This window comes from Pseudomonas sp. GW821-FHT07G06 (genome assembly GCF_058986625.1).
In genome coordinates this window covers 92,006-115,617 of the sequence record NZ_JBYSVW010000005.1, presented here as the reverse complement: position 1 = coordinate 115,617, position 23,612 = coordinate 92,006, and the positions used below count along the sequence as shown (strand labels likewise).

General features: G+C 59.2%; 24 protein-coding genes, 1 tRNA gene and 1 pseudogene. 6 read left to right on the top strand and 20 right to left on the bottom strand.

Annotation, left to right across the window (positions count from 1 at the left end; translation table 11 throughout):
• The first annotated feature begins 103 nt into the window (after window positions 1–103).
• Window positions 104–688, top strand: coding sequence for a hypothetical protein (locus tag AC3WJW_RS11790; protein WP_493726112.1), 585 nt, complete (start codon window positions 104–106; stop codon window positions 686–688).
• 155 nt (window positions 689–843) lie between these two features.
• Here AC3WJW_RS11790 and AC3WJW_RS11785 read toward each other — a convergent pair whose 3' ends face one another.
• From AC3WJW_RS11785 to AC3WJW_RS11775, 3 genes are all read right to left on the bottom strand, one after another.
• Window positions 844–1,176, bottom strand: coding sequence for a type II toxin-antitoxin system HicB family antitoxin (locus AC3WJW_RS11785; RefSeq protein WP_008017639.1), 333 nt, complete (start codon window positions 1,174–1,176; stop codon window positions 844–846).
• Window positions 1,173–1,394, bottom strand: a complete 222-nt coding sequence (locus AC3WJW_RS11780) for a type II toxin-antitoxin system HicA family toxin (protein WP_493726111.1) — start codon at window positions 1,392–1,394, stop codon at window positions 1,173–1,175. Before AC3WJW_RS11780 ends, AC3WJW_RS11785 begins: the two co-directional genes overlap by 4 nt.
• Before the next feature lie 269 nt (window positions 1,395–1,663).
• Window positions 1,664–1,753: transfer RNA gene (locus AC3WJW_RS11775), tRNA-Ser, on the bottom strand.
• 308 nt (window positions 1,754–2,061) lie between these two features.
• On the opposite strand from AC3WJW_RS11775, the gene AC3WJW_RS11770 reads away from it, so the two are divergent.
• The 3 genes from AC3WJW_RS11770 to AC3WJW_RS11760 all read left to right on the top strand — a co-directional run bounded on the left by AC3WJW_RS11770 (window position 2,062) and on the right by AC3WJW_RS11760 (window position 4,822).
• Complete coding sequence (locus tag AC3WJW_RS11770; protein WP_102702387.1) at window positions 2,062–2,751, top strand: crotonase/enoyl-CoA hydratase family protein; 690 nt, start codon at window positions 2,062–2,064, stop codon at window positions 2,749–2,751.
• Between the two features lie 213 nt (window positions 2,752–2,964).
• Window positions 2,965–3,687, top strand: coding sequence for a lysophospholipid acyltransferase family protein (locus tag AC3WJW_RS11765; RefSeq protein ID WP_104449791.1), 723 nt, complete (start codon window positions 2,965–2,967; stop codon window positions 3,685–3,687).
• Between the two features lie 163 nt (window positions 3,688–3,850).
• Window positions 3,851–4,822 (top strand): magnesium and cobalt transport protein CorA, encoded by a 972-nt coding sequence (locus AC3WJW_RS11760; protein ID WP_493726110.1) that lies wholly within the window; start codon window positions 3,851–3,853, stop codon window positions 4,820–4,822.
• Window positions 4,823–4,972: 150 nt separating this feature from the next.
• On the opposite strand, the gene AC3WJW_RS11755 is transcribed toward AC3WJW_RS11760, so the two are convergent.
• The 3 genes from AC3WJW_RS11755 to AC3WJW_RS11745 all read right to left on the bottom strand — a co-directional run bounded on the left by AC3WJW_RS11755 (window position 4,973) and on the right by AC3WJW_RS11745 (window position 9,171).
• Window positions 4,973–5,701, bottom strand: a complete 729-nt coding sequence (locus AC3WJW_RS11755) for an amidotransferase (RefSeq protein ID WP_493726109.1) — start codon at window positions 5,699–5,701, stop codon at window positions 4,973–4,975.
• A 95-nt stretch (window positions 5,702–5,796) separates the two neighbouring features.
• Entirely contained in the window at window positions 5,797–7,941 is a 2,145-nt protein-coding gene (locus tag AC3WJW_RS11750; protein ID WP_493726108.1) for a 3-hydroxyacyl-CoA dehydrogenase NAD-binding domain-containing protein, read from the bottom strand.
• Between the two features lie 24 nt (window positions 7,942–7,965).
• Window positions 7,966–9,171: an acetyl-CoA C-acetyltransferase gene (locus AC3WJW_RS11745; protein ID WP_102673289.1), complete on the bottom strand. Its 1,206-nt coding sequence runs from the start codon at window positions 9,169–9,171 to the stop codon at window positions 7,966–7,968.
• A 603-nt stretch (window positions 9,172–9,774) separates the two neighbouring features.
• Here AC3WJW_RS11745 and AC3WJW_RS11740 point away from each other — a divergent pair.
• Window positions 9,775–10,597, top strand: a pseudogene (locus tag AC3WJW_RS11740) (c-type cytochrome).
• A gap of 123 nt (window positions 10,598–10,720) precedes the next feature.
• Here the strand turns inward: AC3WJW_RS11740 and AC3WJW_RS11735 are convergent.
• The 10 genes from AC3WJW_RS11735 to AC3WJW_RS11690 form a co-directional block, all read right to left on the bottom strand.
• Window positions 10,721–11,530 (bottom strand): transglutaminase family protein, encoded by an 810-nt coding sequence (locus AC3WJW_RS11735; RefSeq protein ID WP_102702381.1) that lies wholly within the window; start codon window positions 11,528–11,530, stop codon window positions 10,721–10,723.
• Complete coding sequence (locus AC3WJW_RS11730; protein WP_493726107.1) at window positions 11,527–12,477, bottom strand: alpha-E domain-containing protein; 951 nt, start codon at window positions 12,475–12,477, stop codon at window positions 11,527–11,529. The genes AC3WJW_RS11735 and AC3WJW_RS11730 overlap by 4 nt, the downstream gene beginning before the upstream one ends.
• Window positions 12,478–12,489: 12 nt before the next feature.
• A complete protein-coding gene (locus AC3WJW_RS11725; RefSeq protein ID WP_007971899.1) occupies window positions 12,490–13,899 on the bottom strand; it encodes a circularly permuted type 2 ATP-grasp protein in 1,410 nt (469 codons plus the stop codon).
• Window positions 13,900–14,303: 404 nt separating this feature from the next.
• On the bottom strand, window positions 14,304–14,648 hold the full coding sequence (locus AC3WJW_RS11720) for a ribonuclease E inhibitor RraB (protein WP_007971898.1): 345 nt from the start codon (window positions 14,646–14,648) through the stop codon (window positions 14,304–14,306).
• Window positions 14,649–14,858: 210 nt separating this feature from the next.
• Window positions 14,859–15,092, bottom strand: coding sequence for a hypothetical protein (locus AC3WJW_RS11715; protein WP_493726106.1), 234 nt, complete (start codon window positions 15,090–15,092; stop codon window positions 14,859–14,861).
• Between the two features lie 178 nt (window positions 15,093–15,270).
• The gene (speE, locus tag AC3WJW_RS11710) at window positions 15,271–16,146 is read right to left on the bottom strand and encodes a polyamine aminopropyltransferase (protein ID WP_429392690.1); all 876 of its coding nucleotides are present in this window, start codon (window positions 16,144–16,146) and stop codon (window positions 15,271–15,273) included.
• 253 nt (window positions 16,147–16,399) lie between these two features.
• Window positions 16,400–16,591, bottom strand: a complete 192-nt coding sequence (locus tag AC3WJW_RS11705; protein WP_102702379.1) for a PLD nuclease N-terminal domain-containing protein — start codon at window positions 16,589–16,591, stop codon at window positions 16,400–16,402.
• An 83-nt stretch (window positions 16,592–16,674) separates the two neighbouring features.
• Window positions 16,675–17,205 (bottom strand): hypothetical protein, encoded by a 531-nt coding sequence (locus tag AC3WJW_RS11700; protein WP_493726105.1) that lies wholly within the window; start codon window positions 17,203–17,205, stop codon window positions 16,675–16,677.
• A 152-nt stretch (window positions 17,206–17,357) separates the two neighbouring features.
• Window positions 17,358–17,876, bottom strand: a complete 519-nt coding sequence (locus AC3WJW_RS11695) for an ankyrin repeat domain-containing protein (protein WP_493726104.1) — start codon at window positions 17,874–17,876, stop codon at window positions 17,358–17,360.
• Between the two features lie 97 nt (window positions 17,877–17,973).
• Window positions 17,974–19,812 (bottom strand): long-chain-acyl-CoA synthetase, encoded by a 1,839-nt coding sequence (locus AC3WJW_RS11690; protein ID WP_493726103.1) that lies wholly within the window; start codon window positions 19,810–19,812, stop codon window positions 17,974–17,976.
• 359 nt (window positions 19,813–20,171) lie between these two features.
• Between AC3WJW_RS11690 and AC3WJW_RS11685 the strand changes: the two genes are divergently transcribed.
• Window positions 20,172–20,450 (top strand): DUF3509 domain-containing protein, encoded by a 279-nt coding sequence (locus AC3WJW_RS11685; RefSeq protein ID WP_493726264.1) that lies wholly within the window; start codon window positions 20,172–20,174, stop codon window positions 20,448–20,450.
• Window positions 20,451–20,559: 109 nt separating this feature from the next.
• Here AC3WJW_RS11685 and mtnC read toward each other — a convergent pair whose 3' ends face one another.
• From mtnC to AC3WJW_RS11665, 4 genes are read right to left on the bottom strand one after another with little or no spacing between them, the layout of a single operon-like run.
• Window positions 20,560–21,243 (bottom strand): acireductone synthase, encoded by a 684-nt coding sequence (mtnC, locus tag AC3WJW_RS11680; protein WP_493726102.1) that lies wholly within the window; start codon window positions 21,241–21,243, stop codon window positions 20,560–20,562.
• Window positions 21,244–21,247: 4 nt separating this feature from the next.
• Window positions 21,248–21,793 carry a 1,2-dihydroxy-3-keto-5-methylthiopentene dioxygenase gene (locus AC3WJW_RS11675; protein WP_104449805.1) on the bottom strand — a complete coding sequence of 182 codons (546 nt, stop codon included), beginning with the start codon at window positions 21,791–21,793 and terminating at the stop codon, window positions 21,248–21,250.
• A 20-nt stretch (window positions 21,794–21,813) separates the two neighbouring features.
• On the bottom strand, window positions 21,814–22,440 hold the full coding sequence (locus tag AC3WJW_RS11670) for a methylthioribulose 1-phosphate dehydratase (protein ID WP_095964025.1): 627 nt from the start codon (window positions 22,438–22,440) through the stop codon (window positions 21,814–21,816).
• Window positions 22,437–23,588 (bottom strand): MFS transporter, encoded by a 1,152-nt coding sequence (locus tag AC3WJW_RS11665; protein WP_493726101.1) that lies wholly within the window; start codon window positions 23,586–23,588, stop codon window positions 22,437–22,439. The genes AC3WJW_RS11670 and AC3WJW_RS11665 overlap by 4 nt, the downstream gene beginning before the upstream one ends.
• Window positions 23,589–23,612: the final 24 nt, after the last annotated feature.

The window sequence follows — 23,612 nt, the reverse complement described above, 5'->3', positions numbered from 1 at the left end:
CAGTCTAACAGCCGGCTCGCCTTGTTCACTGCTTGCGTGGCCAATGCCAGAGTGCCCTGCTGCTATGCTGAAAGATCGGTTCCCTGCGCTGGAGACCATCAGCATGGCGGCAGAAGGCAATCATTCCCCGTTCACTTGCAAGGCTATGGCCTACTCGGCTGCGGGCTTCCTTATTGCCCTGATCATTGCCACAAAGCTGCTCGACACTTACTTCGAGCTGACGCTGTTGGCGGAGATCAAGGGCTGGCTGCTACGCACATGGAGCTGGCTTCAGCTGGAAACGCCAATGCCGAACTGGTCGCTACTGACGATTATCGGGGCTTTCGTCAGCACCCTGACGTTAGTGATTTACTACTACCGCAGCAACGACGGAGCCTACGGCGAGCTACATGAGATAGAGCGAAAAATTTACAAAAAGAACAACCCACAGTTTCCACAGCTGACAGATAACCAAACGTTGCTGATGGAAGCTTTGGCCTATCACGCAAACTTCAGAAAAGTTGCAAACCTGGACTCGATTTGCAAGCTGGTCTCACTCAGCAAGTTGGAAGTTGAAGAGGGTCTGAAGCAACTCCAGGCTAAACGTCTTGTGAATCAAAAAGTGACTCGGGGTACGTTCGGCGCCACCATTTTTGAACTTACCCTGGCAGGTAAGGATTATGCGCAAGAGCGGTTTGAGCTGACGTAGTGGCTTTTTTTGCCACGATTTTGCACATGTAAAAAATGAATGCGGTGCAGGCCAGTGAGCTTGGCCATTTCTTTGCAAAAGCACTGATGCCATTGCAGCAGTCCGATTCCGCAGTCACACCTGATCAGATACCGCAGTGAACAAATAACACAACCTTAGGCATGCGCTTCGCGATCAAGCACGTCGGCGACCCACTGATTGATACTCTTGTGAGCTAACTGCGCTTTTACCGCGACCGTTGCATGCAGTGCGGGGGCCAGACGCAGACTCAGATTGCCCGAATAGGGTTTCTGCGGTGCACGTCCGAGCTTGGCGCACGTTTCCAGATAGTCAGTGACGGCCTCTTCGAACGCCGCTCGAAGCTCCTGGACTGACTCGCCGTGAAACCCAACAACATCCTTGATACCTGCAATGTGGCCGACAAACAGGCCATCTTCATCGCTGTACTCAATTCTGGCTGCATAGCCGTTGTAATTCATCACGTTCACGGCGTAACTCCTGCTTGTTCAAGGAAAACCCGAGCGTCACGCACCTGGTAGGGCTTGGCTTCTTTGTCGGGGTGGGGACGGTGAAAGGTGGCCACCACGCCATTGAGTTCAAAACGTACTCGCGATCCATTGCCTTCAATGGTTCTGGCGCCTGCTGCGCCGAGCAAGGACTCGATACGCGCCCACTCCAGCGTGGCCGGGGTAGCCGCTAATGACATCGCTGATGCATGAAGCGACCCTTCAACACGTTCGAAGAAAACGCCGCTTACCCAGCAACAGGAAAGCGGCGTTTTCGTGTCTGAGGTTCAGATTTGTTTGGGGCGGTTACAAGAATATCCGGTGGGTCTCGCTGAAGTTGTAGGCAAACTCTGAGAGTTGCGTAAGGAGGTACGCTGCTTATTGTTCCCATATCGACTTTTTTCAGACGCAAAAAACCACAAACCCCCGACTCTCTCTAGGAAAATCAGGGGTTTGTGTTTACTGAATGTGGCGGTGAAGGAGAGATTCGAACTCTCGATACAGTTTCCTGTATACACACTTTCCAGGCGTGCTCCTTAAGCCACTCGGACACTTCACCGTATCTCTTCAAACATGTTCTGTCTGTCGAGGCGCGCTAATGTAGTCGAAAGCTTTTCCGATGGCAAACATTTTTTTCAGAATTTTCATGCGGTTAACGCGATTCAGCGTTTGCGCTCCCTCCGGGCCATGGCAAACCGGCCAATCTCCGGCTTCGTGCCCTCTTCTATATAGAGGGGAATGCGCAGCAGGCGCGGCGGGCTGCGCCTGGTGGGCGGGCAAAGGGTGACTGGCGGGTCAGTCACGGCGCTTTACCTGGCCTGCGGCGGTGGGTAACGTCTGCCCAACTTTATTGAAAGGAATAGCGTCATGAGTGAGTTGATTTCCTACCATCTCGAAGACGGTATCGCGACCCTGACCTTGAGCAATGGCAAGGTCAATGCCATCTCCCCGGATGTGATTGCCGAGTTCAACGCTGCGCTGGATCGGGCAGTGACTGATCGTGCGGTGGTGATCATTACCGGCCAGCCGGGCATTCTCTCTGGCGGTTATGACTTGAAGGTGATGACGGCGGGCCCTAGAGAAGCCGTGGCACTGGTGACCTCCGGCTCGACCCTGGCCCGCCGCCTGCTGTCGCACCCCTTCCCGGTGATCGTGGCGTGCCCGGGGCACGCGGTGGCCAAGGGTGCGTTCCTGCTGTTGTCGGCCGACTATCGCATCGGCGTAGACGGTCCGTTCAGCATTGGCTTGAACGAAGTGCAGATCGGCATGACCATGCACCACGCGGGCATCGAGATCGCCCGTGACCGCCTGAACAAAGTGGCGCTTCAGCGCTCGGTGGTCAATGGCGAGATGTTCAATCCACAAGGCGCCGTGGCTGCCGGTTTCCTGGATGTCGTGGTGTCGGCTGAAGAGCTGCAAGGCACGGCACTGGCGGCGGCTCGTCAGTTGAAGAAGATCAACATGACCGCGCACAAGAACACCAAATTGAAAGTGCGCAAAGCACTGCTGGAGGCCCTGGACAACGCGATCATCCAGGACCAGGAGCATTTGGGTTAAGCCCTGATCTGCTGCAACGAAAGCCCGGCCGTCGTGTCGGGCTTTTTCGTGGTTGTCCTGATTAAACATATGTAACCGCTCTAGATCGCGTCTGACCCATCAGTCGGAAACATCAGCACAAACATCGGCTATCTCTCACTACTCTGGCAGCAATTGCCGAAAACAGTGCACATCCGTACACTGCGCCACCTTTTGTCCCAGTGGGGCCTGTAAATGCTGTTTTTGTTCCGTATGTCATTGATGGGCCTGCATTTTATCGTGGCGGGTGTGCTGGGTGTAATCCTCGGCCTGTGCCGGCCTTTCAACCCGGACAACAGCCGCCTGTGCGCACGCCTGTATGCGTGGCCGGCCATGTGTATTTTGCGTTTGCGGGTGAAGACCGATGTCGGGCCGTTGATGGATAAACCTGACAGCTGCGTGATCATCGCCAATCATCAGTCCAACTACGACCTGTTCGTGTTTGGCAACGTGGTGCCCCGCCGTACCGTGTGCATCGGCAAAAAGAGCCTGAAATGGGTGCCACTGTTCGGGCAGCTGTTCTGGCTGGCCGGCAATGTGCTGATCGACCGCGGCAATGCGCATAAGGCGCGCAAGTCGATGTTGACCACCACCCACACCCTGCAAAACAAAGACACCTCGATCTGGGTGTTCCCGGAAGGCACGCGCAACCTGGGTGAGGAGTTGCTGCCCTTCAAGAAAGGCGCCTTCCAGATGGCCATTGCCGCCGGGGTACCCATCGTGCCGGTGTGTGTCAGCAGTTACGTCAAACACATGCGATTGAACCGCTGGCGTAGCGGGAAAATCCTGATTCGCTCGTTACCGGCGATTCCTACCGCCGGATTGAGCCTGGACGACATGCCCCTGCTGATTGCCCAGTGCCGCGAGCAGATGCGTGAATGCATCGAGTCGATGGACCGGCAACTGCAAGCCGCCTGAACAAGAAAACCCGCCTGGTGCGGGTTTTCTTTTGCCTGCGAGACTTTACCGGCGAACTCGGCAGATTTTACTGACTCTCAAACCCTTGCGAGGCTAAGCTGATCGACACTGCCATTGCATTTGTTGCCAATTGAAAGCTGCCAAGAAGAAGTGAATCACCATCATGGGTAGAGTTGTTGCTGCTGCGGTTTATAGCGCCGGTAAGAAAGTCACCAATATCACCCTCGACGAAGGCGCCGCCTGGGCGGCAAAGCCCGGGCACTTTGTCTGGATCGGCCTGGAAGAGCCGAACGCCCAGGAACTGACCAATCTGCAACGCCAGTTCAACCTGCACGAACTGGCGATTGAAGACGCCCTGGAAAAGCACAGCCGGCCGAAACTCGAAACCTTCGGCGATGCACTGTTCATCGTGACCTATTCCCCCATCCGTCACGAAGGCAAACTCGAGTTCATCGAGACGCATATCTTTGCCGGCAATGGCTACATCATTACTGCGCGCAATGGTCACTCAGCGTCCTACGCCCATGTCCGACAACGCTGTGAGGCGCGTCCGCTGTTGCTCGAGCACGGAGAAGATTTCGTACTCTATGCCATCCTCGATTTCGTGATCGAAAACTACCAGCCGATGGGCGAAGCCATTCACGGGGAAATCGACGAGCTGGAGCGCAACGTGTTGTGCGGCTCGCTGAATGACTACGACATCCAGAAGCTACATGGCCTGCGTCGTGATGTTTTGCGCTTGCGTCGTTATGTGGCCCCGATGATTGAGATCGGGGAGGAATTGCAGAGGCTGAGCTTCCCGTTCATCGACAAGAACATGCGTCCGTACTTTCGCGATGTGCAGATTCATGTAACGCGGCAGATGGAAGACCTGACAACCCTGGCGGATATTGCCAGCCAGACGATTGAGGTCGGGGTGCTGCTGGAGGCCTCTCGCCAGAGCGTGGTGCAACGCAAGTTTGCGGCCTGGGCGGCGATTCTGGCCTTCCCGACGGCGGTGGCGGGGATCTACGGGATGAACTTCCAGAACATGCCGGAGTTGAGTTGGCACTACGGGTATTTCGGGGTGCTGGGGTTTATTACGGTGGGCTGCCTGGGGTTGTGGGCCAGTTTCAAGAAGTCCGGCTGGCTGTAGGCGCGAGCTTGCTCGCGAAAAATCCAGGGGCGCCGCTGTGTACCTGGTTCAACGCGCTATCGTTCACGACCTTCGCGAGCAGGCTCGCTCCCACATTGATCTCTGCAACACCGAAGATCCACTGTGGGAGCGAGCCTGCTCGCGATGATTTCAGCCTTTGACTGCGGCCGGCTTGTGCGCAACAAACCGCATCATCCATTCGGCAACCGTAGTGCCATGGTGCTCCTGCTCCAGGCTCGCAATGCCTTTGGAGTAGATCTGCTCACCCAGTGCCTGCTGGCGAATCTCCAGCAGGGCGCGGGAGTAGTCGTGGATGAATTCCGGATGCCCCTGGAAGCACAGCACCTGATCGTTGATGTGATAGGCGGCATACGGGCAGAAATCGCTGGAGGCGATGACCGTGGCGTTCTCCGGCAGCGACGTGACCTGATCCTGGTGGCTGATCAGCAGCGTCAGTTCTTCCCGTACAGGACTCATCCATGGCGCCTTGGCGGCCAACTTGTAGTTGTGGGTGCCGACACCCCAACCCTGGGAGGCACGCTCGCTCTTGCCACCGAGCAGCAATGCCAGCAACTGATGACCGAAGCAGACGCCGAGCAACTTGTCGCCACGCTCATAGCGGGTCAACAGGTACTTCTTGAGGGTTTCGATCCACGGGTCGGTGCCGAAGGAATCGGCCTTGCTGCCCGTCACCAGGTAGGCGTCGAATGTCAGGTCGTCGCTTGGGTACTCACCTTGCACCACGTTGTAGACGGTGAACTCGGCGGCAATCGGCTGCTGCGAAAACAGGTGTTTGAACATCTGCCCGTAGCCCTGATATTGGTCAACCAATTCCGGACGCAGGTGGTCGGTTTCCAGAATGCAGATGCGTAACGACATAAAAAATACCTGACACGTGATGGGAATAATGCACACCCCAGAGCCTGCCTCGAAACACGGTGACAAGGCAAGCCCCGAAATGTGTCATCGCGCCCTTAGAAGGCCTCCCCTTTCGCCGCTTTTTCCAGGAGCAGTGCAGGCGGCGCGAACCGTTCGCCATACTGCTTGGCCAGGTACTGGGCGCGGGCGACAAAGTCCTGTACGCCGTACTGATTGATGAACTGCAGTGCACCGCCGGTCCAGGCGGCGAAACCGATGCCGAAGATCGAGCCGACATTGGCGTCCGCCGTCGAGGTCAACACGCCCTCCTCCACACAACGCACGGTTTCGATGGCTTGCACGAACAGCAGGCGATCACGCACATCCACTGGCGAAATCTGCCCGTCGGCTTTTTCGAAGCGTTTTTTCAACTCCGGCCACAGGTGTTTCTGGCCGCCCAGCGGATACTCGTAGAAACCTCCACCAGCCGCCTTGCCCGGACGCTTGAACTCATTGAGCAGCAAGTCGATGACGGCAAACGCAGGATGTTCTGTCAGCGGCTTGCCTTCCGCTTGCAGGTCCTTGGCCGTTTGCAGGCGGATATGGCTCATCAGGCTGAGGGAAACTTCATCAGAGATCGCCAGCGGTCCTACAGGCATGCCGGCCTTGCGTGCTTCAGTCTCGATCATCGCCGCGTTCACACCTTCGCCCAGCATGGCAATGCCTTCGTTGGTGAAGGTGCCGAACACCCGCGACGTGAAGAAACCGCGGCTGTCGTTGACCACAATCGGGGTTTTCCTGATTTGCAGGACGTAATCGAATCCGCGGGCCAGGGTTTCGTCGCTGGTATTGGCGCCCTTGATGATTTCCACCAGCGGCATTTTTTCCACGGGGCTGAAAAAGTGCAGGCCGATGAACTTGCTCTGGTCGGGCACGGCGCACGCCAGGCCGCTGATCGGCAAAGTCGAGGTGTTGGACGCGATCACCGCGTCCGCACCGACGACCTTCTGCGCGGCCAACGAGACTTTGGCTTTCAGGTCACGATCCTCGAACACCGCCTCGATGATCAGGTCGCAACCGGCCAGGTCAGCATCGCTTTCGCTGGTTTGAATGCGCGCCAGCACCGCGTCACGCTGCTCGATGCTCAGTTGTCCGCGGCCGACTTTCTTGTCCAGCAGCGCTGCCGAATGCGCCTTGCCCTTCTCGGCTGCGGCGAGGTTGATGTCCTTGAGTACCACATCGATACCCGCGGACGCGCTGACAAACGCAATGCCGGCGCCCATCATCCCGGCGCCGAGCACGCCGACCTTGCGGGTGACATAAGGCGCAAAACCTTGAGGCCGCGAGCCGCCGGCGTTGATTTCGTTGAGCTGGAACCAGAATGTACCGATCAGGTTTTTCGAGACCTGGCCGGTGGTCAGCTCGGTGAAGTAGCGGGTTTCGATCAGGTGCGCGGTGTCGAAATCCACCTGCGCGCCCTCGACCGCTGCGCAGAGGATTTTCTCCGGCGCGGGCATCGTGCCCTGGGTTTTGCTGCGCAGGATAGACGGGGCAATCGCCAGCATCTGGGCGACTTTCGGGCTTGACGGTGTGCCACCCGGAATCTGATAGCCCTTCACATCCCAGCGTTGTACCGCCGTCGGATTGGCCAGAATCCACGCCCGCGCCTTGGCCAACAGATCTTCGCGGTCGGTCGCCAACGCGTCGATCAAGCCCGCCTGCAATGCCTGTTGCGGCCGCACCTTCTTGCCTTCCAACAGGTACGGCAGGGCTTTTTCGATCCCGAGCATACGCACCATGCGTACCACGCCACCACCGCCCGGCAGCAGGCCGAGGGTGACTTCCGGCAGACCGAGTTGCACCGAAGGATTATCCAGCACCACCCGATGATGGCAGGCCAGGCAGATCTCCCAGCCGCCGCCGAGTGCCGCGCCGTTGATCGCCGCAACCACCGGTTTGCCGAGGGTTTCCAGGGTGCGCAACTGCCCCTTGAGGGTCAGCACCATGTCGTAGAAGGCTTTGGCTTCGGGCTTGCCGACCTTGATCAATTCATTGAGGTCGCCGCCGGCAAAGAAGGTTTTCTTGGCCGACGTGATGATCACACCGGCGATGTTGTCCTTGTCGCCCACCAGCCGCGCGACGCAGTCGGCCATGGCCTCGCGGTACACCGCGTTCATGGTGTTGGCGCTCTGGTCCGGCAGGTCGATGGTCAGGACGACGATTTGGTCCTGGCCTTTTTCGTAACGAATGGCTTCGCTCATAATTGGGTTCCTTGAAGTCCGGGCTCAGAGGCGTTCGATGATGGTGGCAATGCCCATGCCGCCGCCGACACACAGGGTCGCGAGGCCATAACGCAGGCGTCGGGCTTCCAGTTCATCCAGCAGCGTGCCGAGAATGGCGCAACCGGTGGCGCCCAGCGGGTGGCCCATGGCGATGGAACCGCCATTGACATTGACCTTGTCCGGGTCGACCGCCATGTCCTTGATGAATTTCAACACCACCGAAGCAAACGCCTCGTTGACCTCGAACAGGTCGATGTCTTCGACCCGCAGCCCCGCCTTGGCCAACGCCTTGCGGGTCGCCGGCGCGGGGCCGGTGAGCATGATGGTCGGGTCGGTACTGGTGACCGCCGTGGCGACAATCCGCGCCCGGGGCTGCAGCCCCAACTCCCGGCCCTTGGCTTCGGAGCCGATGAGCATCAGCGCCGCGCCATCGACAATCCCGGAGCTGTTGCCCGGGGTGTGAACATGATTGATCCGTTCGACATGGCTGTAGACCCGCAGCGCGGTGGCATCGAACCCCATCTGCCCCATCATCTCGAAACTCGGCTTGAGCTTGCCCAGGCCTTCCAGGGTCGATTCGGCGCGGATGAACTCATCGTGATCGAGCAGGATGATGCCGTTCTGGTCCTGCACCGGCACCAGCGACTTGTTGAACGAACCGTCGGCCCGCGCCCGCGCTGCCTTCTGCTGGGAATGCAGGGCGTAGGCATCGACGTCCTGACGGCTGAAGCCTTCAAGGGTGGCGATCAGGTCGGCACCCACCCCTTGCGGAGTGAAATGGCTGTGCAGGTTGGTCGCCGGATCCAGTGCCCAGGCACCGCCATCGCTGCCCATCGGCACCCGTGACATCGACTCGACACCACCGACCACCACCAGGTCCTCGAAGCCGGAACGCACTTTCATTGCGCCGAGATTGACCGCCTCCAGCCCCGAAGCGCAGAAACGGTTGATTTGTACCCCCGCCACACTGACATCCCAATCGGCCACCTGGGCGGCGGTCTTGGCGATGTCAGAACCTTGATCGCCAATCGGCGTCACGCAGCCGAGCACCACGTCATCGACCTGGCTGGTGTCCAGCGCCGTGCGCTGCTGCAGCGCGGTGAGCAAACCGGCCACCAGGTTCACCGGTTTGACACTGTGCAAGGCGCCGTCGGCCTTGCCTTTGCCACGGGGCGTGCGTAATGCGTCGAAAATCAATGCTTGGGTCATGACGTCCTCGAACCGCAGTGCAGGAGAGTAAAGGCAGAGTGCCCACTCTTGGCCCGAGCCGCGTTTGATTCAATGACCGCAGCGCTCACAGATGTTGACGCACACGCTCAGACGGACGGTCGTGAACGACCGGATTAACCGATTCAGGACACCAAGCTGTCTAGCCAACGGGCGGCAAAGAAGCTGGCAATAGGCCTCATACCTTTTTTAAAGCAAATCGTGACAACACCATACGAAATGGATCTAAACCAAGCGCTGCGCGGGCTCTAAGGTGAACTTGTACGAAGTTGTCGTCGGGTTTTGCCGAGGCGCTCGTCATTACAGGAAGTGCAACGCGCTGCCAACATGGAGATATGCAGGCAGGCATCAGGAAATAACAATAAAGGCGGTCAAGCCATGTTCAAACAATCGAAAGTACGTCAAGCCGGGCTCATCCTTTTTGCCACCACGCTGTTGTTGATACTGCCGAACCTGACCAAGGTCATCGGCTAGTCGCGTCTAAAAGATACGGCGTCACAGTTTTTGAATTGCCACTATCAAAATGTGACTGGCCCGCTACCCGGGCCAGCGTGGCTGTGCCACCCTTCATGGCACTTCCACGACATGGACGGCGATCACTTTGAAAATGCTCATTCTGCTCGGGGCCCTGCTGTTCGGCTCGCCCCTTTTGGCCGCACAGCTGAATCTGGAGCTGGGCGCGAACAGTCGCACCTGGCAGACCGAGGAATTGCTCAAGCATCCTCAGGTGCAAACCATCACCATCAGCAACGACGTTTCCTACAAACGGGACATGAGCTACCGCGCCGTGCCTCTGTCCGCCCTGCTGACCGGCATCAAGCCTGACGACCACCTGCAAGCAGTGGCCCTGGATGGCTTTGCCGCCGAAATGGCCGCCGCGCCGCTGCTCAATACCCAAGGGGCGCGGGCCTGGCTGGCGATTGAAGACCCGGCCAAACCGTGGCCAGCGCTAGCGGAAGGCAAGCCGGGTGCCGGGCCGTTCTACCTGGTCTGGACCGACCCGCAGGCCGGCAACATCAGCCCCGAGCAATGGCCGTTCCAGGTGGCGAGCATCAAGCGCCTGGCGCCCGTGGCCGAGCGCTTCCCTGCCCTGCTGCCCGATCCGTCCTTGAAGGCCGATGATCCGGTGAACAAGGGTTTTGCGTTGTTCCAGAAGAATTGCCTGGCGTGCCATCGACTCAATGGCGCCGGGGATGCGCAGTTCGGGCCGGACCTGAATATTCCATACAGCCCGACCGAGTATTTCGGCGCGGACTTCCTCAAGCGCTACATTCGCGATCCACAGAGTTTGCGCCAGTGGCCGCAGGCGAAGATGCCCGGGTTCTCGGCCGAGGTGTTGCCGGATGGGGATCTGGGGATGCTGGTGGGGTATTTGCAGCATATGGTTGGGCGCAAGATTCAGCACTAGCACTGACATGATCCCTGTGGGAGCGAGCTTGCTCGCGATAGCGGTGTGTCAGTCACGGTAGTATCGACTGAAAGGTCGCCATCGCGAGCAAGCTCGCTCCCACAGGATTTTGCAGACCTCTAGTTATTGCTGCTGCACCGAAATCACCGGCGCGGGTGTCGGTGAGACCAGCACCTTCGCGTGCATCTGCTCACACCCGCCGCCCCGGCGCATGCCGCGTACCGGGCAGGCATCCAGGTAATCCAGGCCCACCGCCAGTTTCAGGTGACGTTCCGGCCGGGCCAGTTCGTTGGTCACGTCGAAGCTGTACCAGGCGTCATCCAGCCAGGCTTCGGCCCAGGCGTGGCTGGCCAGGTGTTCGCTGCTTTCGCTGTACAGGTAGCCCGACACATAACGTGCAGGAATGCCCAGGCTGCGGGTGCAGGCAAGAAACGCATGGGTATGGTCCTGACACACGCCGGAGCGTCCGGCAAAGGCCTGGGCCGCGCTGGTGTCCACTTCCGTGGAACCTGGCGTGTAGGTCATATGCTGGTTGAGGCCATGCATCAGATCGATCAACGCCGTGCGGTCGCGGCGTTGCTTGCATTCCTTCTCGGCGAACGCACGCAGGGCGGCATCGGCTTCAGTCAAACGGGTGAAGCGCAGAAACGGCAGTGCCGACTGGCTTTCGTGTTCGGCCTCACGCCATTCATCGATATCGACCTGGCCGCGGGCACCGATGATGATCGCCTCGTGAGGCTCGTCCATGGTCAGCACATGCAGGATGTTGCCGAACGGATCGAGTTGCGCCCGCACCGGACGCGGCAGGTCGAGCTGCCAGCTGAGCACGTGCTGGCGCTCGCTGTCGTGGGGCGTCAGCCGCAGGTACTGGATGCTCGCCCGCACCTTGTCTTCGTAGTGATAGGTGGTCTCGTGGCTAATGGAAAGTCTCATGCGGCCTCCAGATAAGAACTGTGAATCGCGTTACCCAACTGGCGCACCAGCGGGATGAACTCGGTCAGCCAGGCGTGCAGGCCTTCTTCGAGAATTTCATGGATGCCGGTGTAGCGCAGGCGCGCGTCCATTTCTGCCGCCAGGCGCTGTGCCGGACGACCGTTGGCCCCCGGCAATTGCGCGAGGATCTGGTCGATTTCTTCGGTGCAGGCGCGCAGGGAACGCGGTACATCGGCGCGCAGCAACAGCAATTCGGCGACATGTCGGGCGCCAGGGGCGTCACGGTAGATTTCCGTGTAGGCCTCGAACGACGACAACGCCCGCAACAACGCGCTCCACTGGTAATACGCGTGAGCGGTGCCATCGCTGACCGCTTCGGCCTGGTCGCCGGCCATTTCGTAGCGGGCATCGAGCAGGCGCAAGGTGTTGTCCGCCCGTTCGATGAAGGTCCCCAGACGAATGAAGCGAAACGCATCGTTACGCATGATGGTGCCGTAGGACGCGCCCCGGAACAGATGGGAACGTTCCTTGATCCACTCGCAGAAACGGCTCATGCCGTAGCGACTGAGGCCCTGCTCGGCGATGCCGCGAATCTCCAGCCAGGTGGCGTTGATGTTTTCCCACATGTCGGCGGTGATGCGCCCACGCACCGCATGGGCGCTTGCCCGCGCGGCACCGAGGCAGCTGTAGATGCTCGCCGGATTGGCAGCTTCCAGGGCGAAGAAATGCAGCAGCCGTTCGGCATGCAGTTCGCCATGGCGCTCCAGGTAATCGTCCAGGGTGCCGGTGATCAACAGCGGCATGGCCAGTTCGTGCAAACCGTCGCCACGGCCGTCTTGCGGCATCAGCGACAGCGAATAGCTGATGTCGAGCATCCGTGCGAGATTTTCCGCCCGCTCCAGGTAACGCGACATCCAATACAAATCCGAGGCAGTTCTACTTAACATGGCAGGCTTCCTTTAATCCTCGACCACCCAGGTGTCCTTGGTTCCGCCGCCCTGGGAAGAGTTGACCACCAGGGAGCCTTCGCGCAGGGCGACACGGGTCAAGCCGCCGGGCACCACCCGGGTCTCACGACCCGACAGGACAAACGGCCGCAAGTCGATGTGGCGTGGCGCGATGCCGTTTTCGACAAAGGTCGGACAGGTCGACAGCGACAGCGTGGGTTGTGCGATATAGGCATGGGGCTTGGCAATGATCCGTGCGCGGAAGGCTTCGATTTCCGCCGCCGTCGCGGCCGGCCCCACCAGCATTCCGTAACCGCCGGAGCCCTGGGTTTCCTTGACCACCAGTTCTGGAAGATTGGCCAGCACGTGGGAAAGTTCAGACGGATTACGGCACTGCCAGGTCGGCACGTTCTTCAGGATCGGTTCTTCATCGAGGTAGAAACGGATCATGTCGGTCACGAACGGATACACCGATTTGTCGTCCGCCACCCCCGTGCCGATGGCATTGGCCAACACCACGTTGCCGGAACGATAGGACGACAGCAGCCCCGGCACGCCGAGCATCGATTCCGGATTGAAGGCCAGCGGATCGAGGAAGGCGTCGTCAAGGCGACGATAGATCACGTCGACCGCTTTCGGCCCGTCGGTGGTGCGCATGAAGACCTTGTCGTCGCGCACGAACAGGTCCGCACCTTCCACCAGTTCCACACCCATTTCCCGCGCCAGAAACGCATGCTCGAAGAACGCGCTGTTGAAGCGGCCGGGGGTCAGCACGACCACGCTGGGGTTGTCGATGGGGCTTGAGCTTTTCAGGGTATCGAGCAACAGGTTCGGGTAGTGGTCGATGGGCGCGATGCGTTGCGCCGCGAACAGTTCGGGGAACAGGCGCATCATCATCTTGCGGTCTTCGAGCATGTAGCTGACGCCGCTCGGTGTGCGCAGATTGTCTTCGAGCACGTAGTAGGTGCCGTCGCCGTCGCGCACCAGGTCGACGCCGGAGATGTGCGAGTAGATATCGCGGTGCAGGTCCAGCCCCTGCATCGCCAACTGGTACTGCTCGTTGGCCAGCACCTGCTCGGCCGGAATGATGCCGGCCTTGATGATGCGTTGCTCGTGATACAGGTCGGCGAGGAACATGTTCAACGCCTTGACCCGCTGGATGCACCCGCGCTCGACGACCCGCCACTCACTGGCGGGGATGCTGCGGGGGATGGTGTCGAAGGGGATCAGGCGCTCTGTGCCCTGCTCGTCCCCGTAGAGCGTGAAGGTAATCCCGGCGCGATGAAACAGCAGATCGGCCTCGCGTCGCCGTTGTGCCAGAAGCTCGTCAGGCGTCTCGGCCAGCCAACGGGCAAACTCCCGATAATGCGGGCGGACCTGGCCGCCGGCATCGTACATCTCATCAAAATAGGTGCGGATCATGCCGTACTCCTTGTCACTCGGACGTCCAGACCTTCGCAAGGCCCGTGCCAGCGGCATAAACGCTTTGATATCAATCAGTTGGATAATCAATGCGCAAGTACCGCACCATTCCTGTGCGGCAAATGCTCCAATCTGATCGCCCCCGCTTCATTGCAAGGCGTGGTTATCGCCTATCACCAGCATAGCCAGAGATGATTTCACTGCCCGGTAACGGGTGCGGATAATCCAGGCATTCGCTGAAAAGCCCACCGAACTTCCCTTTTAGCCGCCTGCTCAGGCGGCTTTTTTTTGCCTTGTTGAAACAAGATCAAAAGATCGCAGCCTTCGGCAGCTCCTACAGGCCAAAAACGAAAACGGCCAACCCGAAGGTCAGCCGTCAATGCCGGTTGTCACTGTTCATAAGCTTATGCGAGTCGCCCTCGTACCTCCTGTTTCACACCCCAGCCTTCGATGATGCCGCCCAACGGCTCGACCACCGCTTCGAAACCCTGTTCGAAGTCGCCGATATCGTCGTAGGTGGCATACATGACTTTGCACAACTCCAGCGCCCAGGCGCCATCGTCGCGCACACTGACTTGCGCATCCAGGGATTCACCACGGTGGAAATGACCTGCCGCCCTGCGTGCCCGCTCCTCGTCCGGGAAAATGGCGTAGAACTCGATGGGATGAAACCGCGAAAAGTCAAAACCGCCTTCTTTCATGCGGCGCAACACGCTGCTGCTGATGTCTTCTTGATAGGCTGTGCTCATGAAACGTCCTCCTCAAAACGATGGATAGACTTTCCGTACTCCCTCACCCGCAACCGAACAGCGCGAGCGACGGCAAACGATGTGCCGGCGGGAAACAAGCATGGAGCTGACAAGACCAGACCTTAGCGATTCATTCGCTGATCTCGCTTGCAGAGTAGCCTCAAGATAGAGCCTCTGCCAAGGCCTGGATGTGAATGCGACAGGTGCCGTTCAGATTGGAGTAATGCCGAGGATTTCAATGCTGTTCTGGGACTTGAGCTCTTTGACGCTCGCATCGGCGGTCCGCCCTTCCAGATCGTTCAGATCCAGTTCGGCAGCGACAGGAAGAAGCCGGGCCTTGATGAGCTTGGCGGCACGCTCGTTGTCCGGGCGCTCGGCCCACTCGAAGACCTCGTCGACGGTTTCGCCATGATCATCCACGAAAGTGATTTTCCACTTTTGCATTGATGCCTCCTCGATAAAACCCATGGATGGGCTTACACATATCTGGACTTTGACACCGGGTGATCGTTCAAACGTATTGCGTAGGAGCTGCCGCAGGCTGCGATCTTTTGATCTTGATCTTTAAAAAGCCAGATCAAAAGATCGCAGCCTGCGGCAGCTCCTACACAGGGGTAGTGCTTTAGTCGTTGCTTGGCTTGTTCACAGCTTGCAATACGTATTGCGGCAGGGCGAACGCGCCGATGTGGATTTCAGGATTGTAGTAGCGAGTGACGATGCCGCTGCCCGTGAAACGCTGTTGCAGGGTTTCGCGGGACAACTTGCGATAAGCGGTATCGGTCGCGCCCCAGGCGAAGGTCATCGAGCCGCCGATGTAAGTCGGCACGGCGGCCTGGTAGAAGTGCCAGTCCGGGAACAGGCTGCGCAGGCGACCGGCGGTCGTCTTCACTTCTTCGATCTGCATGAACGGCGTGCCGTTCTGGGTCACCAGGATGCCGCCTTCGTTCAGGCAGCGGTGGCAAGCCTGGTAAAAGTTTTCCGAGAACAGCACTTCGCCCGGCCCGATCGGGTCAGTGGAGTCGGAAATGATCACGTCGAACTTTTCAGTGGTGGTGGCGACGAAACGCATGCCGTCGTCGATCACCAGGTTCAGGCGTGGATCATCGAATGCACCCTTGGAGTGATTCGGCAGGAACTCCTTGCACATGTCGACCACGGTGCCGTCGATCTCGACCATGGTGATGTGCTCGACACTGCGGTGCTTGGCCACTTCACGCAGCATGCCGCCGTCGCCGCCGCCGATGATCAGCACGCGCTTGGCGGTGCCATGGGCGAGGATCGGCACGTGGGTCAGCATTTCGTGATAGATGAACTCGTCGGCTTCGGTGGTCTGGATCACGCCGTCCAGCGCCATGACCCGGCCCATGCGCGGGTTTTCGAAGATCACCAGGTGCTGGTGTTCGGTGCGCACTTCGTGCAGCAGTTTTTCCATGCGAAAACGCTGGCCGTAGCCTTCGTAGAGGGTTTCCAGGTAGTCGCTGGTCGGGGTGTTGCTCATGGGAAGTGCTCCGATGAATGCGGGTGGCAACGGACGGTTACCCGCCCATGATGGCCATTCGTTCGTCTCGAATGGCCGGGAAAGGCGCGCATTCTACGTCGCGGAACATGACAGGTCGAACCTTCATCATCGAAGTACCCCCAGAACATTGTGGGAGCGAGCCTGCTCGCGAAGCGGACGATGCGGTGTTCAGTTGCTCCGCGTCATCGTTCTTCGCGAGCAGGCTCGCTCCCACAGGTTCAGTGCCGCTTGTTCAGGCCCGTACGTTGCCCCGCGGCCCGGCGATGGCCCAGATGATCAGCCCCAGTACCGGCAACAGTGCGATCAACAGTACCCAGAGGATTTTCATCCCGGTCTCGGCGCTGCTTTTGAATACGTTGATGATGGCCCAGATGTCCAGGGCAAAAATGATCAAGGCAACCAGGCTGTTGAACGTGGAACCCATGGTGACGCTCCTGAAGAGTGATTTGCCCTCTTAGGATAGACGGTCGTCGTGAGGGTTCCCTTTGATTTGACAGTATTTGGCTATCAGACGTGGATCGCCACTTTCAGGGCTTCCAGGGAGGGTGCGGCTGCGATGCCGGCTTCGGCGCACAATTCCAGCACGCGGGGCACGTCATTGCCGTACACCAGCACCACCTGCAATTCGTCATCGAGCAACTGGCTGAAGTTCATCAGCGTATAGCCACCGTTTTCCTTGTTCAGGCTGCTCATTTGCACCTGGATGCGGTTGAGCGCGGTCAGGGCTTCGGTCTTGGCCAGTTGCTTGGGCTTGAGATTGAACTCCACGCCCGGGCCGAACGAGGCAACGATCTGCGCGAACAGGTCCATGTAGGTGTCAGCCTGGAACAGCACCGTTTCCGGCAGGCTGCCGACCACCACCCATTCACCCAACGGGATCGGGAAGGTTTCGTCGTAGTTGATGTCCGGATTGGCGCTCAGAAAAGCCTGCGGATCGGCGTAGGCCTGGGCCGCTTCCTCGGCGACCTTGAGGATTTCGTCTTCGCCCATGCACCCGGAGCTGATTTTGCTGATGAGTTCGACGAGTGCGGTTTTCATGGGGCGATCCTGTAGCGAGGGGGATTTTGAGGGCGCGAAGGATACCGCAAGGATAGATTCGAATGCCTAAAAAGATCGCAGCCTTCGGCAGCTCCTACAGGTCCACGCTGTTCAATGTAGGAGCTGCCGAAGGCTGCGATCTTTCAAGGCAATCAGCCAACCAGTTTCTGCAACTGCGCAACCGTATCGGAAGCCCCCATGGTCCTGGCAGCCTCCAGCGCGGTGATGCCATTGGCGTCCTTCGCTTTCGGGTCGGCCCCCTTGCTGATCAGGTAGTCGACGACTTCGACGCGGTTGAACATTGCCGCCATCATCAGCGCCGTGCGGCCGTCGAAGGACGAGCCTTCAACCTGCGCGCCGCCCTCGACCAGGGCCTTGATCACCGCCAGGTCGCCCTTGAAGGCGGCGCCGGCAATCGGGCTCTGGCCGTTGTCGTTGCGGATCTCCGGGTCGGCCTTGTGCTCCAGCAGGACTTTTACCGTGTCCACATGACCGTGGTACGCGGCCAGCATCAGCAAGGTATCGCCCTTGTGGTTACGCAGGTTCGGCGGCAAACCCTTGGTCAGCAGCGCGGCCATCATCGCCGCATCGCCCTCCCGTGCCTTGTTGAATACCTGTTCGGCAAATTCGGCGGCTTCTTCGGGGGTCATCTGGCGGCTTTTGTCTGACATTGGGCACTCCCTTTTCTGTCATTCGTAAAAGCCGACAGTTTCCCGAGCGGTCCCGGCACTGTCACTTGTTTTTTCTCATGGGCCGCCATAGCCAGATTCAATAGCGGTACTTGCCGCCGTGAATGTCAGACAACAACTGCTCCGTGACCTGCACGTAAGTCTGGGTTCCCGGCAGCCAGGCATAGATCGGATCATCACCGGTCCTACCGGGGTCGAAGGCTTCGTCCTTGAGCCGGGTCTTCTGATACTTGAAAGTCCCGGTAGTTTCCATTTTCACTTTCACCCGCAGGAACAACGGCACCGCATAGGCCGGCATTTGCTCGCGGGCAAAGGCCAGCAGTTCGCTGAAGTCCAGGGTGGCCAGGGACTCGGCGGGCGTGATCGCTGCCATCCCGGCCCGGCCATTGGTGTTGCGGATTTCCACGCCGTAGGCCACGGCTTCGGATATATGCGGGTGTTGCAGGAGGATGTTCTCGACCTCCGTGGTCGACACGTTTTCACCCTTCCAGCGGTAGGTGTCGCCCAGGCGGTCGACAAACTGCGCATGACCGAAGCCGATATTGCGCAACAGGTCGCCGGTGTTGAAGTAGCGGTCACCCTTTTCGAACACATCCTCAAGCACGACCTTGGCGGTTTTCTGCGGATCGGTGTAGCCGTCCAGCGGAGCCTTGTCGTCGATTTTTGCCAGCAACAGCCCTTGCTCGCCCTTGGCGACCTTGCGCATCAAGCCATTGGCTTCACGAATCGGCGCACCGCTGTCGTGGTCGTACGCGACCAGCTCCCAGGACATCAGGGAAAAACCGATCGTATTGTCGAAATTGAGAATGTTGGTGAACCCGATATTGCCGTCGCTGGCGGCATAGAGTTCGCAAATGTGGTTCACCGCAAAGCGGGTCTTGAACTCGTTCCAGGCGCCGGGTCGCAGGCCGTTGCCGATCATCTTCTTCACATCGTGCCGGCTGTCGTTGGCACTCGGTGGTTGATCGACCAGGTAGCGGCACAGTTCGCCGACATAACCGATGGTGGTTGCCTGGTATTTGCGTACGTCGCTCCAGAATTGACTGGCGCTGAATTTGCGGCGGATGGCGAACCCGCTGGCACCACTGACGGCCGAGCCCCAGCACACGCAAAGGCCGGTGGCGTGGTACAGCGGCAAGGTGCAATAGACGACATCCTCCGGGCGCATGTTCAGCGCGATCATGCCGAAGCTCGCGGAGCTGCGCATCCAGCGGCCATGCTTGAACACGCCGGCCTTGGGCAGCCCCGTGGTGCCCGAGGTGTAGATATAAAAACAGGGATCGTCGAAGAAAATCTGCCGGCTGCTGGCCGGATTGTCGCAGGCGTCGTCGAGGCTGACAGTCATCAGGTTGATGAACCCTTCAGGCGCGATACCCGGTTGGCGAGAGGTGTCCTGATCGGCGACGAACCAGGTTCGGGCAGACTGGATCGCCACCCGATCTCGTATTGCCTGGTAGGCCGGAACCAACTCCTCACCGACAATGATCGCCACCGGCGCCACCAGATTCACACTGTGCACCAGGGTGTCGCGGGTCTGCGAGGTATTGAGCAAGGCACTGATCGCGCCGACCTTGGCCACCGCCAGAATCGTCACCAGCAGTTCCGGACGGTTCTCGATGAAGACCGCCACCACGTCACCCTTGCCGATACCTTGGCCGATCAGGTGATGGGCGATGCGGTTGGCCCACTGGTTGACCTCGGAGTAACTGAGCGTGACGTCGTCCTGCAGCAGCGCCGGCCCATCCGGGTTGCGCAATGTGGCTTGCTCGAAACTCCAGCCCAAACCACACGCCTGGGTCGGGTCCTTGACGTTGGCGGCCTTCATGCCCTTGACCACCCGGGGGATGGCCTTGGCGATGGAAGGCAGCTTGCGGAGCATCATGCCCCAGGTAATCGTGTCGTTCGACGTGCGGCTCATGATGCTCCCGTTCGCTGTTTTTTTATTGTCGGGCGGCGATGTCTGAGGCCGAAAATACGTCAACGGTTCTTGAGCTGTACACGCGGTTTTTGAAATGTTTTGTATCTGCGATCCTGATCGGCGATCGATAGGTTGCCCGGCATGAACCCTGCCATCAGCAATGGTTCCATCGAATCGCCGAGCGACCTCGCAAAATGCAGGATGCACGATGGCCATTCATGCAGATTGCACGAATGCAAAAAACACCAAAAACAGTAAGCCATTGATTTTTATTGATATCTGCCATCTAAAAACACTGGCACAAAGGCTGCAACAGTCTCTCCATGCTTGCCATTCAAGTCATCACGGAGCTGAACGACATGAGCCTGATCCAGGAAAAATTTACGTCCCTGTTCTCCAACTACACGGTCACCACCCAGGCCCGTCCTGACGGCGGGATCCTGCTGACCCTGAGCGGCGGCGAAGGCAAAGAGTTCAAACGCTCGATTTCCTACCAGCAATTGCACAACGGCGACCAACTGACGTGGGTCATCAGTGCGATTCGCCGCGACCTCGCCGAACAAGCCAGTGAGTTGCCGCAGATTTCCTTGCTGCAAAGCCAGCAACGGTTTGCCTTACCGACTTATCACTCACTGTAAAACGGTAGTGGGAGCGAGCCTGCTCGCGAAGACGGAGTGTCAGTCAACAACAATGTTGAATGACAGATCGCCTTCGCGAGCAGGCTCGCTCCCACAGGTTTTGTGCCGTTTAGAAAATAGCGGGATCGATCCGCGCAAAGCTGTCCACAGTGATATGCCCCGCCAGCTCCCCGCCTTCGCGAGCCAGGCCGCAAGTGGCCATTCCTGCCGCGCGCGCCGCGTCGAGTTCTTCGACTATGTCCGACAGAAACAGAATCTGCCCCGCCTCGAGGTTGATCGCCTGGGTGATGTTGACGTAGGACTGCGCCTCGCGCTTTGGCCCCGAAGTCGTATCGAAGTAGCCGCTGAACAGCGGCGTCAGGTCCCCCGCCACCGAACAGCCGAAGATCAACCGCTGGGCCTGGATAGAGCCGGACGAATAAACAAACAGTTGAAAGCCATCCTGATGCCAACGCTTGAGCGCTTCAACGGCGTCCGGGTACACGTGGCCCTGCAACTGCCCGGCCTGATAGCCCTGCTCCCAGACCATGCCCTGCAACGCTTTCAATGGCGTGGCCTTGCGGTCTTCGGCAATCCAGCCCAACAGGATCTCGACGACCCGTTCGACGTCGGCGTCCGGCTCATTGCTGTCGCGGCGTACGGCGGCCAGTTGTTCGGCCACGTCAGCGCGCCCGGCCTGCTGACGAACAAACGCCGGCAGGTGTTTGGCGGCATAGGGAAACAGCACGTCGAAGACAAAACTCACCGCGCTGGTGGTGCCTTCGATGTCGGTGAGAATCGCTTTGATCGGCATCGACTCAGTCCTCCAGACGCGGGAATTGGCTGGCGATGTCTTCACCGGTGAAGTTGGCCACCCAGCCTTCCGGGTTGTTGAACAGGCGGATCGCAATGAAATGCGGGTGCTCGCCCATGTCGAACCAGTGTTTGGTACCGGCCGGCACCGAGATCAGATCGTTTTTCTCGCACAGCACGGCGTAGACGTAATCGTCGATGTGCAGGGTAAACAGGCCACGGCCGGCGACGAAAAATCGCACTTCGTCTTCGCCATGGCGGTGTTCATTGAGGAACTTGGCGCGCAGTTCGGCTTTTTGCGGGTGATCGCTGTTGAGGCTGATCACATCGACTGTGATGTAACCGCGCTCGGTCATCAGTTGGTCGATTTGCGCTTGATAGGCGGCAATCACTTCTTCCTGAGTGGCGCCCGGCTGAAGCCTGGTGGCGGCTTGCCAACGGTCGAAGCGTACGCCTTGTTCAGCCAGAGTCGAGGCGATGTCTTCGAAATGGGTCAGCACCTTGTTGGGGATTTCAGGGCTGGAGACGTGATAAACGGACAGGCTGCTCATCAGGGCAACTCCTTAACGGTTCATGCTTTAACGTTCAAGAGCGAGCGCATCTTCAACTCGCACTCGAACAAAAATTCAAAGGCCTCGATCTGCCGCAGGGCATCGCTCATGCGCGCACCCCAGGTGTACAGGCCATGGCCGCGAATCAGGTAGCCGACGCAATCGGGATGGGCGTCCAGCCAAGGCTGCACCTTGGCGGCCAGGCGCGCAATGTCCTGATCGTTGTCGAAAATCGGCACACGCACCCGGGACTCGTGGGTCGTCACACCGCTGAAGGCTTTTTGCAGTTCGTAGTCTTCGAATTCGATGAAGTCTTGCGGCGTCAGGCGTGACAGCACGGTGGCATTCACCGAATGGGTATGCAGCACCGCACCGATCTCGGGCCGCCAGCTGTAAAGCTGAGTGTGCAGCAGGGTTTCGGCGGACGGCTTCTTGCCCGGCTCCAGGCTATTGCCTGACAGGTCGGTGGCCAGCACGTCGTCCATGCCCAACTGCCCCTTGTGCTTGCCGGAGACGGTCAGCAAGGCTTCGGTCGGCGACAGACGGGTCGAGTAATTGCTGCTGGTGGCCGGCGACCAACCGCGGCCATAGAGAAAACGCCCGGCGTCGATGATTTCCTGGGCGAGGTGTTCACGGGTAAGGCTCATGGCCTGTCCTCTTGCATACATGTGGCAATGATAACGGCAGCCGCGAGCGCTGCGAGGCTGGCAATACTAAAGGTCAATGCGGCGCCAAGGGCGTTCCAGCTGTAGCCGGAATACAACGCACCCAATGCACCGCCGGTACCGGCCAGGGCGGCGTACAACGCCTGGCCCTGCCCTTGCTGGCGTGCGCCGAAGCTACGTTGCACGAATGAAATGGCAGCGGCGTGAAAGCTGCCGAACGTCGCCGCGTGCAACACCTGGGCAAACAACAGCACCCACAGAAACTCCGCGAGCGAGCCCAGCAATAGCCAACGCAACGCCGCCAGCAGAAAACTGGCCATCAGTACCCGACGCAATGAGAAGCGCGTGAGGATCCTGCTCATGGCCATGAACATCAAAACTTCAGCCACCACGCCGACCGCCCAGAGCATGCCGATCACACCGCGGCTGTAACCCAGTCGCTCAAGGTGCAGCGTTAAAAACGTGTAATACGGCCCATGGCTCATCTGCATCAGCGCCACGCAGGCATAAAACGCCAATACACCGGGGCTGCGCAGTTGCGTGAGAAATCCCTCCCCCGCCACCCGATTGCCCGGTGCCGGTTGAGCGTTCGGCACCCACAGGCTGCTGAGCACGATGCCGGCCAGGATCAGCACCAGCGCCGCGGGGTAGATGTCGAGGCTCAGCCATTCGAACAGCCGGCCCAGCACGACCACGGTGATGATGAAACCGATCGATCCCCACAGGCGAATCTGGCTGTAGCGCGAAGTCTGCCCCTGCAAGTGCGCCAGGGTGATGACTTCGAACTGCGGCAACACCGCATGCCAGAAGAACGCATGCAAGGCCATGACCATCGCCAGCCAGGCGTAGGTCTTGCTGACGAAAATCAGCGAGAAGGTCAGCAGCGTGCACACCGCGCCAAAACGCACGATGGCCAGCCGCCGCCCCGTGAAGTCGCCCAGCCAGCCCCAGATGTTCGGCGCCACGCAGCGCATCAGCATCGGGATCGCCACCAGCTCGCCGATGCGCGCGGCGCTGAATCCCAGGTGATCGAAATACAGCGCCAGAAACGGCGCTGTCGAACCGAGCAAGGCGAAATAGAACAGATAGAAACTGGAGAGCCGCCAGTACGGGAGCGCCGCAGTCGCCATCAGACGGCTGCGACCAGGAGGTCA

What these genes read in the sequence shown, in the direction of transcription:
- AC3WJW_RS11715 (WP_493726106.1), bottom strand. Translation starts at nt 15,092, where the DNA reads ATGCAAAAGTGGAAAATCACTTTCGTGGATGATCATGGCGAAACCGTC.
- AC3WJW_RS11745 (WP_102673289.1), bottom strand. Translation starts at nt 9,171, where the DNA reads ATGACCCAAGCATTGATTTTCGACGCATTACGCACGCCCCGTGGCAAA.
- AC3WJW_RS11750 (WP_493726108.1), bottom strand. Translation starts at nt 7,941, where the DNA reads ATGAGCGAAGCCATTCGTTACGAAAAAGGCCAGGACCAAATCGTCGTC.
- mtnC (WP_493726102.1), bottom strand. Translation starts at nt 21,243, where the DNA reads ATGCCGATCAAAGCGATTCTCACCGACATCGAAGGCACCACCAGCGCG.
- AC3WJW_RS11730 (WP_493726107.1), bottom strand. Translation starts at nt 12,477, where the DNA reads ATGTTAAGTAGAACTGCCTCGGATTTGTATTGGATGTCGCGTTACCTG.
- AC3WJW_RS11725 (WP_007971899.1), bottom strand. Translation starts at nt 13,899, where the DNA reads ATGATCCGCACCTATTTTGATGAGATGTACGATGCCGGCGGCCAGGTC.
- AC3WJW_RS11700 (WP_493726105.1), bottom strand. Translation starts at nt 17,205, where the DNA reads ATGAAAACCGCACTCGTCGAACTCATCAGCAAAATCAGCTCCGGGTGC.
- AC3WJW_RS11765 (WP_104449791.1), top strand. Translation starts at nt 2,965, where the DNA reads ATGCTGTTTTTGTTCCGTATGTCATTGATGGGCCTGCATTTTATCGTG.
- AC3WJW_RS11665 (WP_493726101.1), bottom strand. Translation starts at nt 23,588, where the DNA reads ATGGCGACTGCGGCGCTCCCGTACTGGCGGCTCTCCAGTTTCTATCTG.
- AC3WJW_RS11705 (WP_102702379.1), bottom strand. Translation starts at nt 16,591, where the DNA reads ATGGGTTCCACGTTCAACAGCCTGGTTGCCTTGATCATTTTTGCCCTG.
- AC3WJW_RS11760 (WP_493726110.1), top strand. Translation starts at nt 3,851, where the DNA reads ATGGGTAGAGTTGTTGCTGCTGCGGTTTATAGCGCCGGTAAGAAAGTC.
- AC3WJW_RS11780 (WP_493726111.1), bottom strand. Translation starts at nt 1,394, where the DNA reads ATGTCATTAGCGGCTACCCCGGCCACGCTGGAGTGGGCGCGTATCGAG.
- AC3WJW_RS11720 (WP_007971898.1), bottom strand. Translation starts at nt 14,648, where the DNA reads ATGAGCACAGCCTATCAAGAAGACATCAGCAGCAGCGTGTTGCGCCGC.
- AC3WJW_RS11770 (WP_102702387.1), top strand. Translation starts at nt 2,062, where the DNA reads ATGAGTGAGTTGATTTCCTACCATCTCGAAGACGGTATCGCGACCCTG.
- AC3WJW_RS11735 (WP_102702381.1), bottom strand. Translation starts at nt 11,530, where the DNA reads ATGAGACTTTCCATTAGCCACGAGACCACCTATCACTACGAAGACAAG.
- AC3WJW_RS11685 (WP_493726264.1), top strand. Translation starts at nt 20,172, where the DNA reads ATGAGCCTGATCCAGGAAAAATTTACGTCCCTGTTCTCCAACTACACG.
- AC3WJW_RS11790 (WP_493726112.1), top strand. Translation starts at nt 104, where the DNA reads ATGGCGGCAGAAGGCAATCATTCCCCGTTCACTTGCAAGGCTATGGCC.
- AC3WJW_RS11690 (WP_493726103.1), bottom strand. Translation starts at nt 19,812, where the DNA reads ATGAGCCGCACGTCGAACGACACGATTACCTGGGGCATGATGCTCCGC.
- AC3WJW_RS11670 (WP_095964025.1), bottom strand. Translation starts at nt 22,440, where the DNA reads ATGAGCCTTACCCGTGAACACCTCGCCCAGGAAATCATCGACGCCGGG.
- AC3WJW_RS11755 (WP_493726109.1), bottom strand. Translation starts at nt 5,701, where the DNA reads ATGTCGTTACGCATCTGCATTCTGGAAACCGACCACCTGCGTCCGGAA.
- AC3WJW_RS11695 (WP_493726104.1), bottom strand. Translation starts at nt 17,876, where the DNA reads ATGTCAGACAAAAGCCGCCAGATGACCCCCGAAGAAGCCGCCGAATTT.
- speE (WP_429392690.1), bottom strand. Translation starts at nt 16,146, where the DNA reads ATGAGCAACACCCCGACCAGCGACTACCTGGAAACCCTCTACGAAGGC.
- AC3WJW_RS11675 (WP_104449805.1), bottom strand. Translation starts at nt 21,793, where the DNA reads ATGAGCAGCCTGTCCGTTTATCACGTCTCCAGCCCTGAAATCCCCAAC.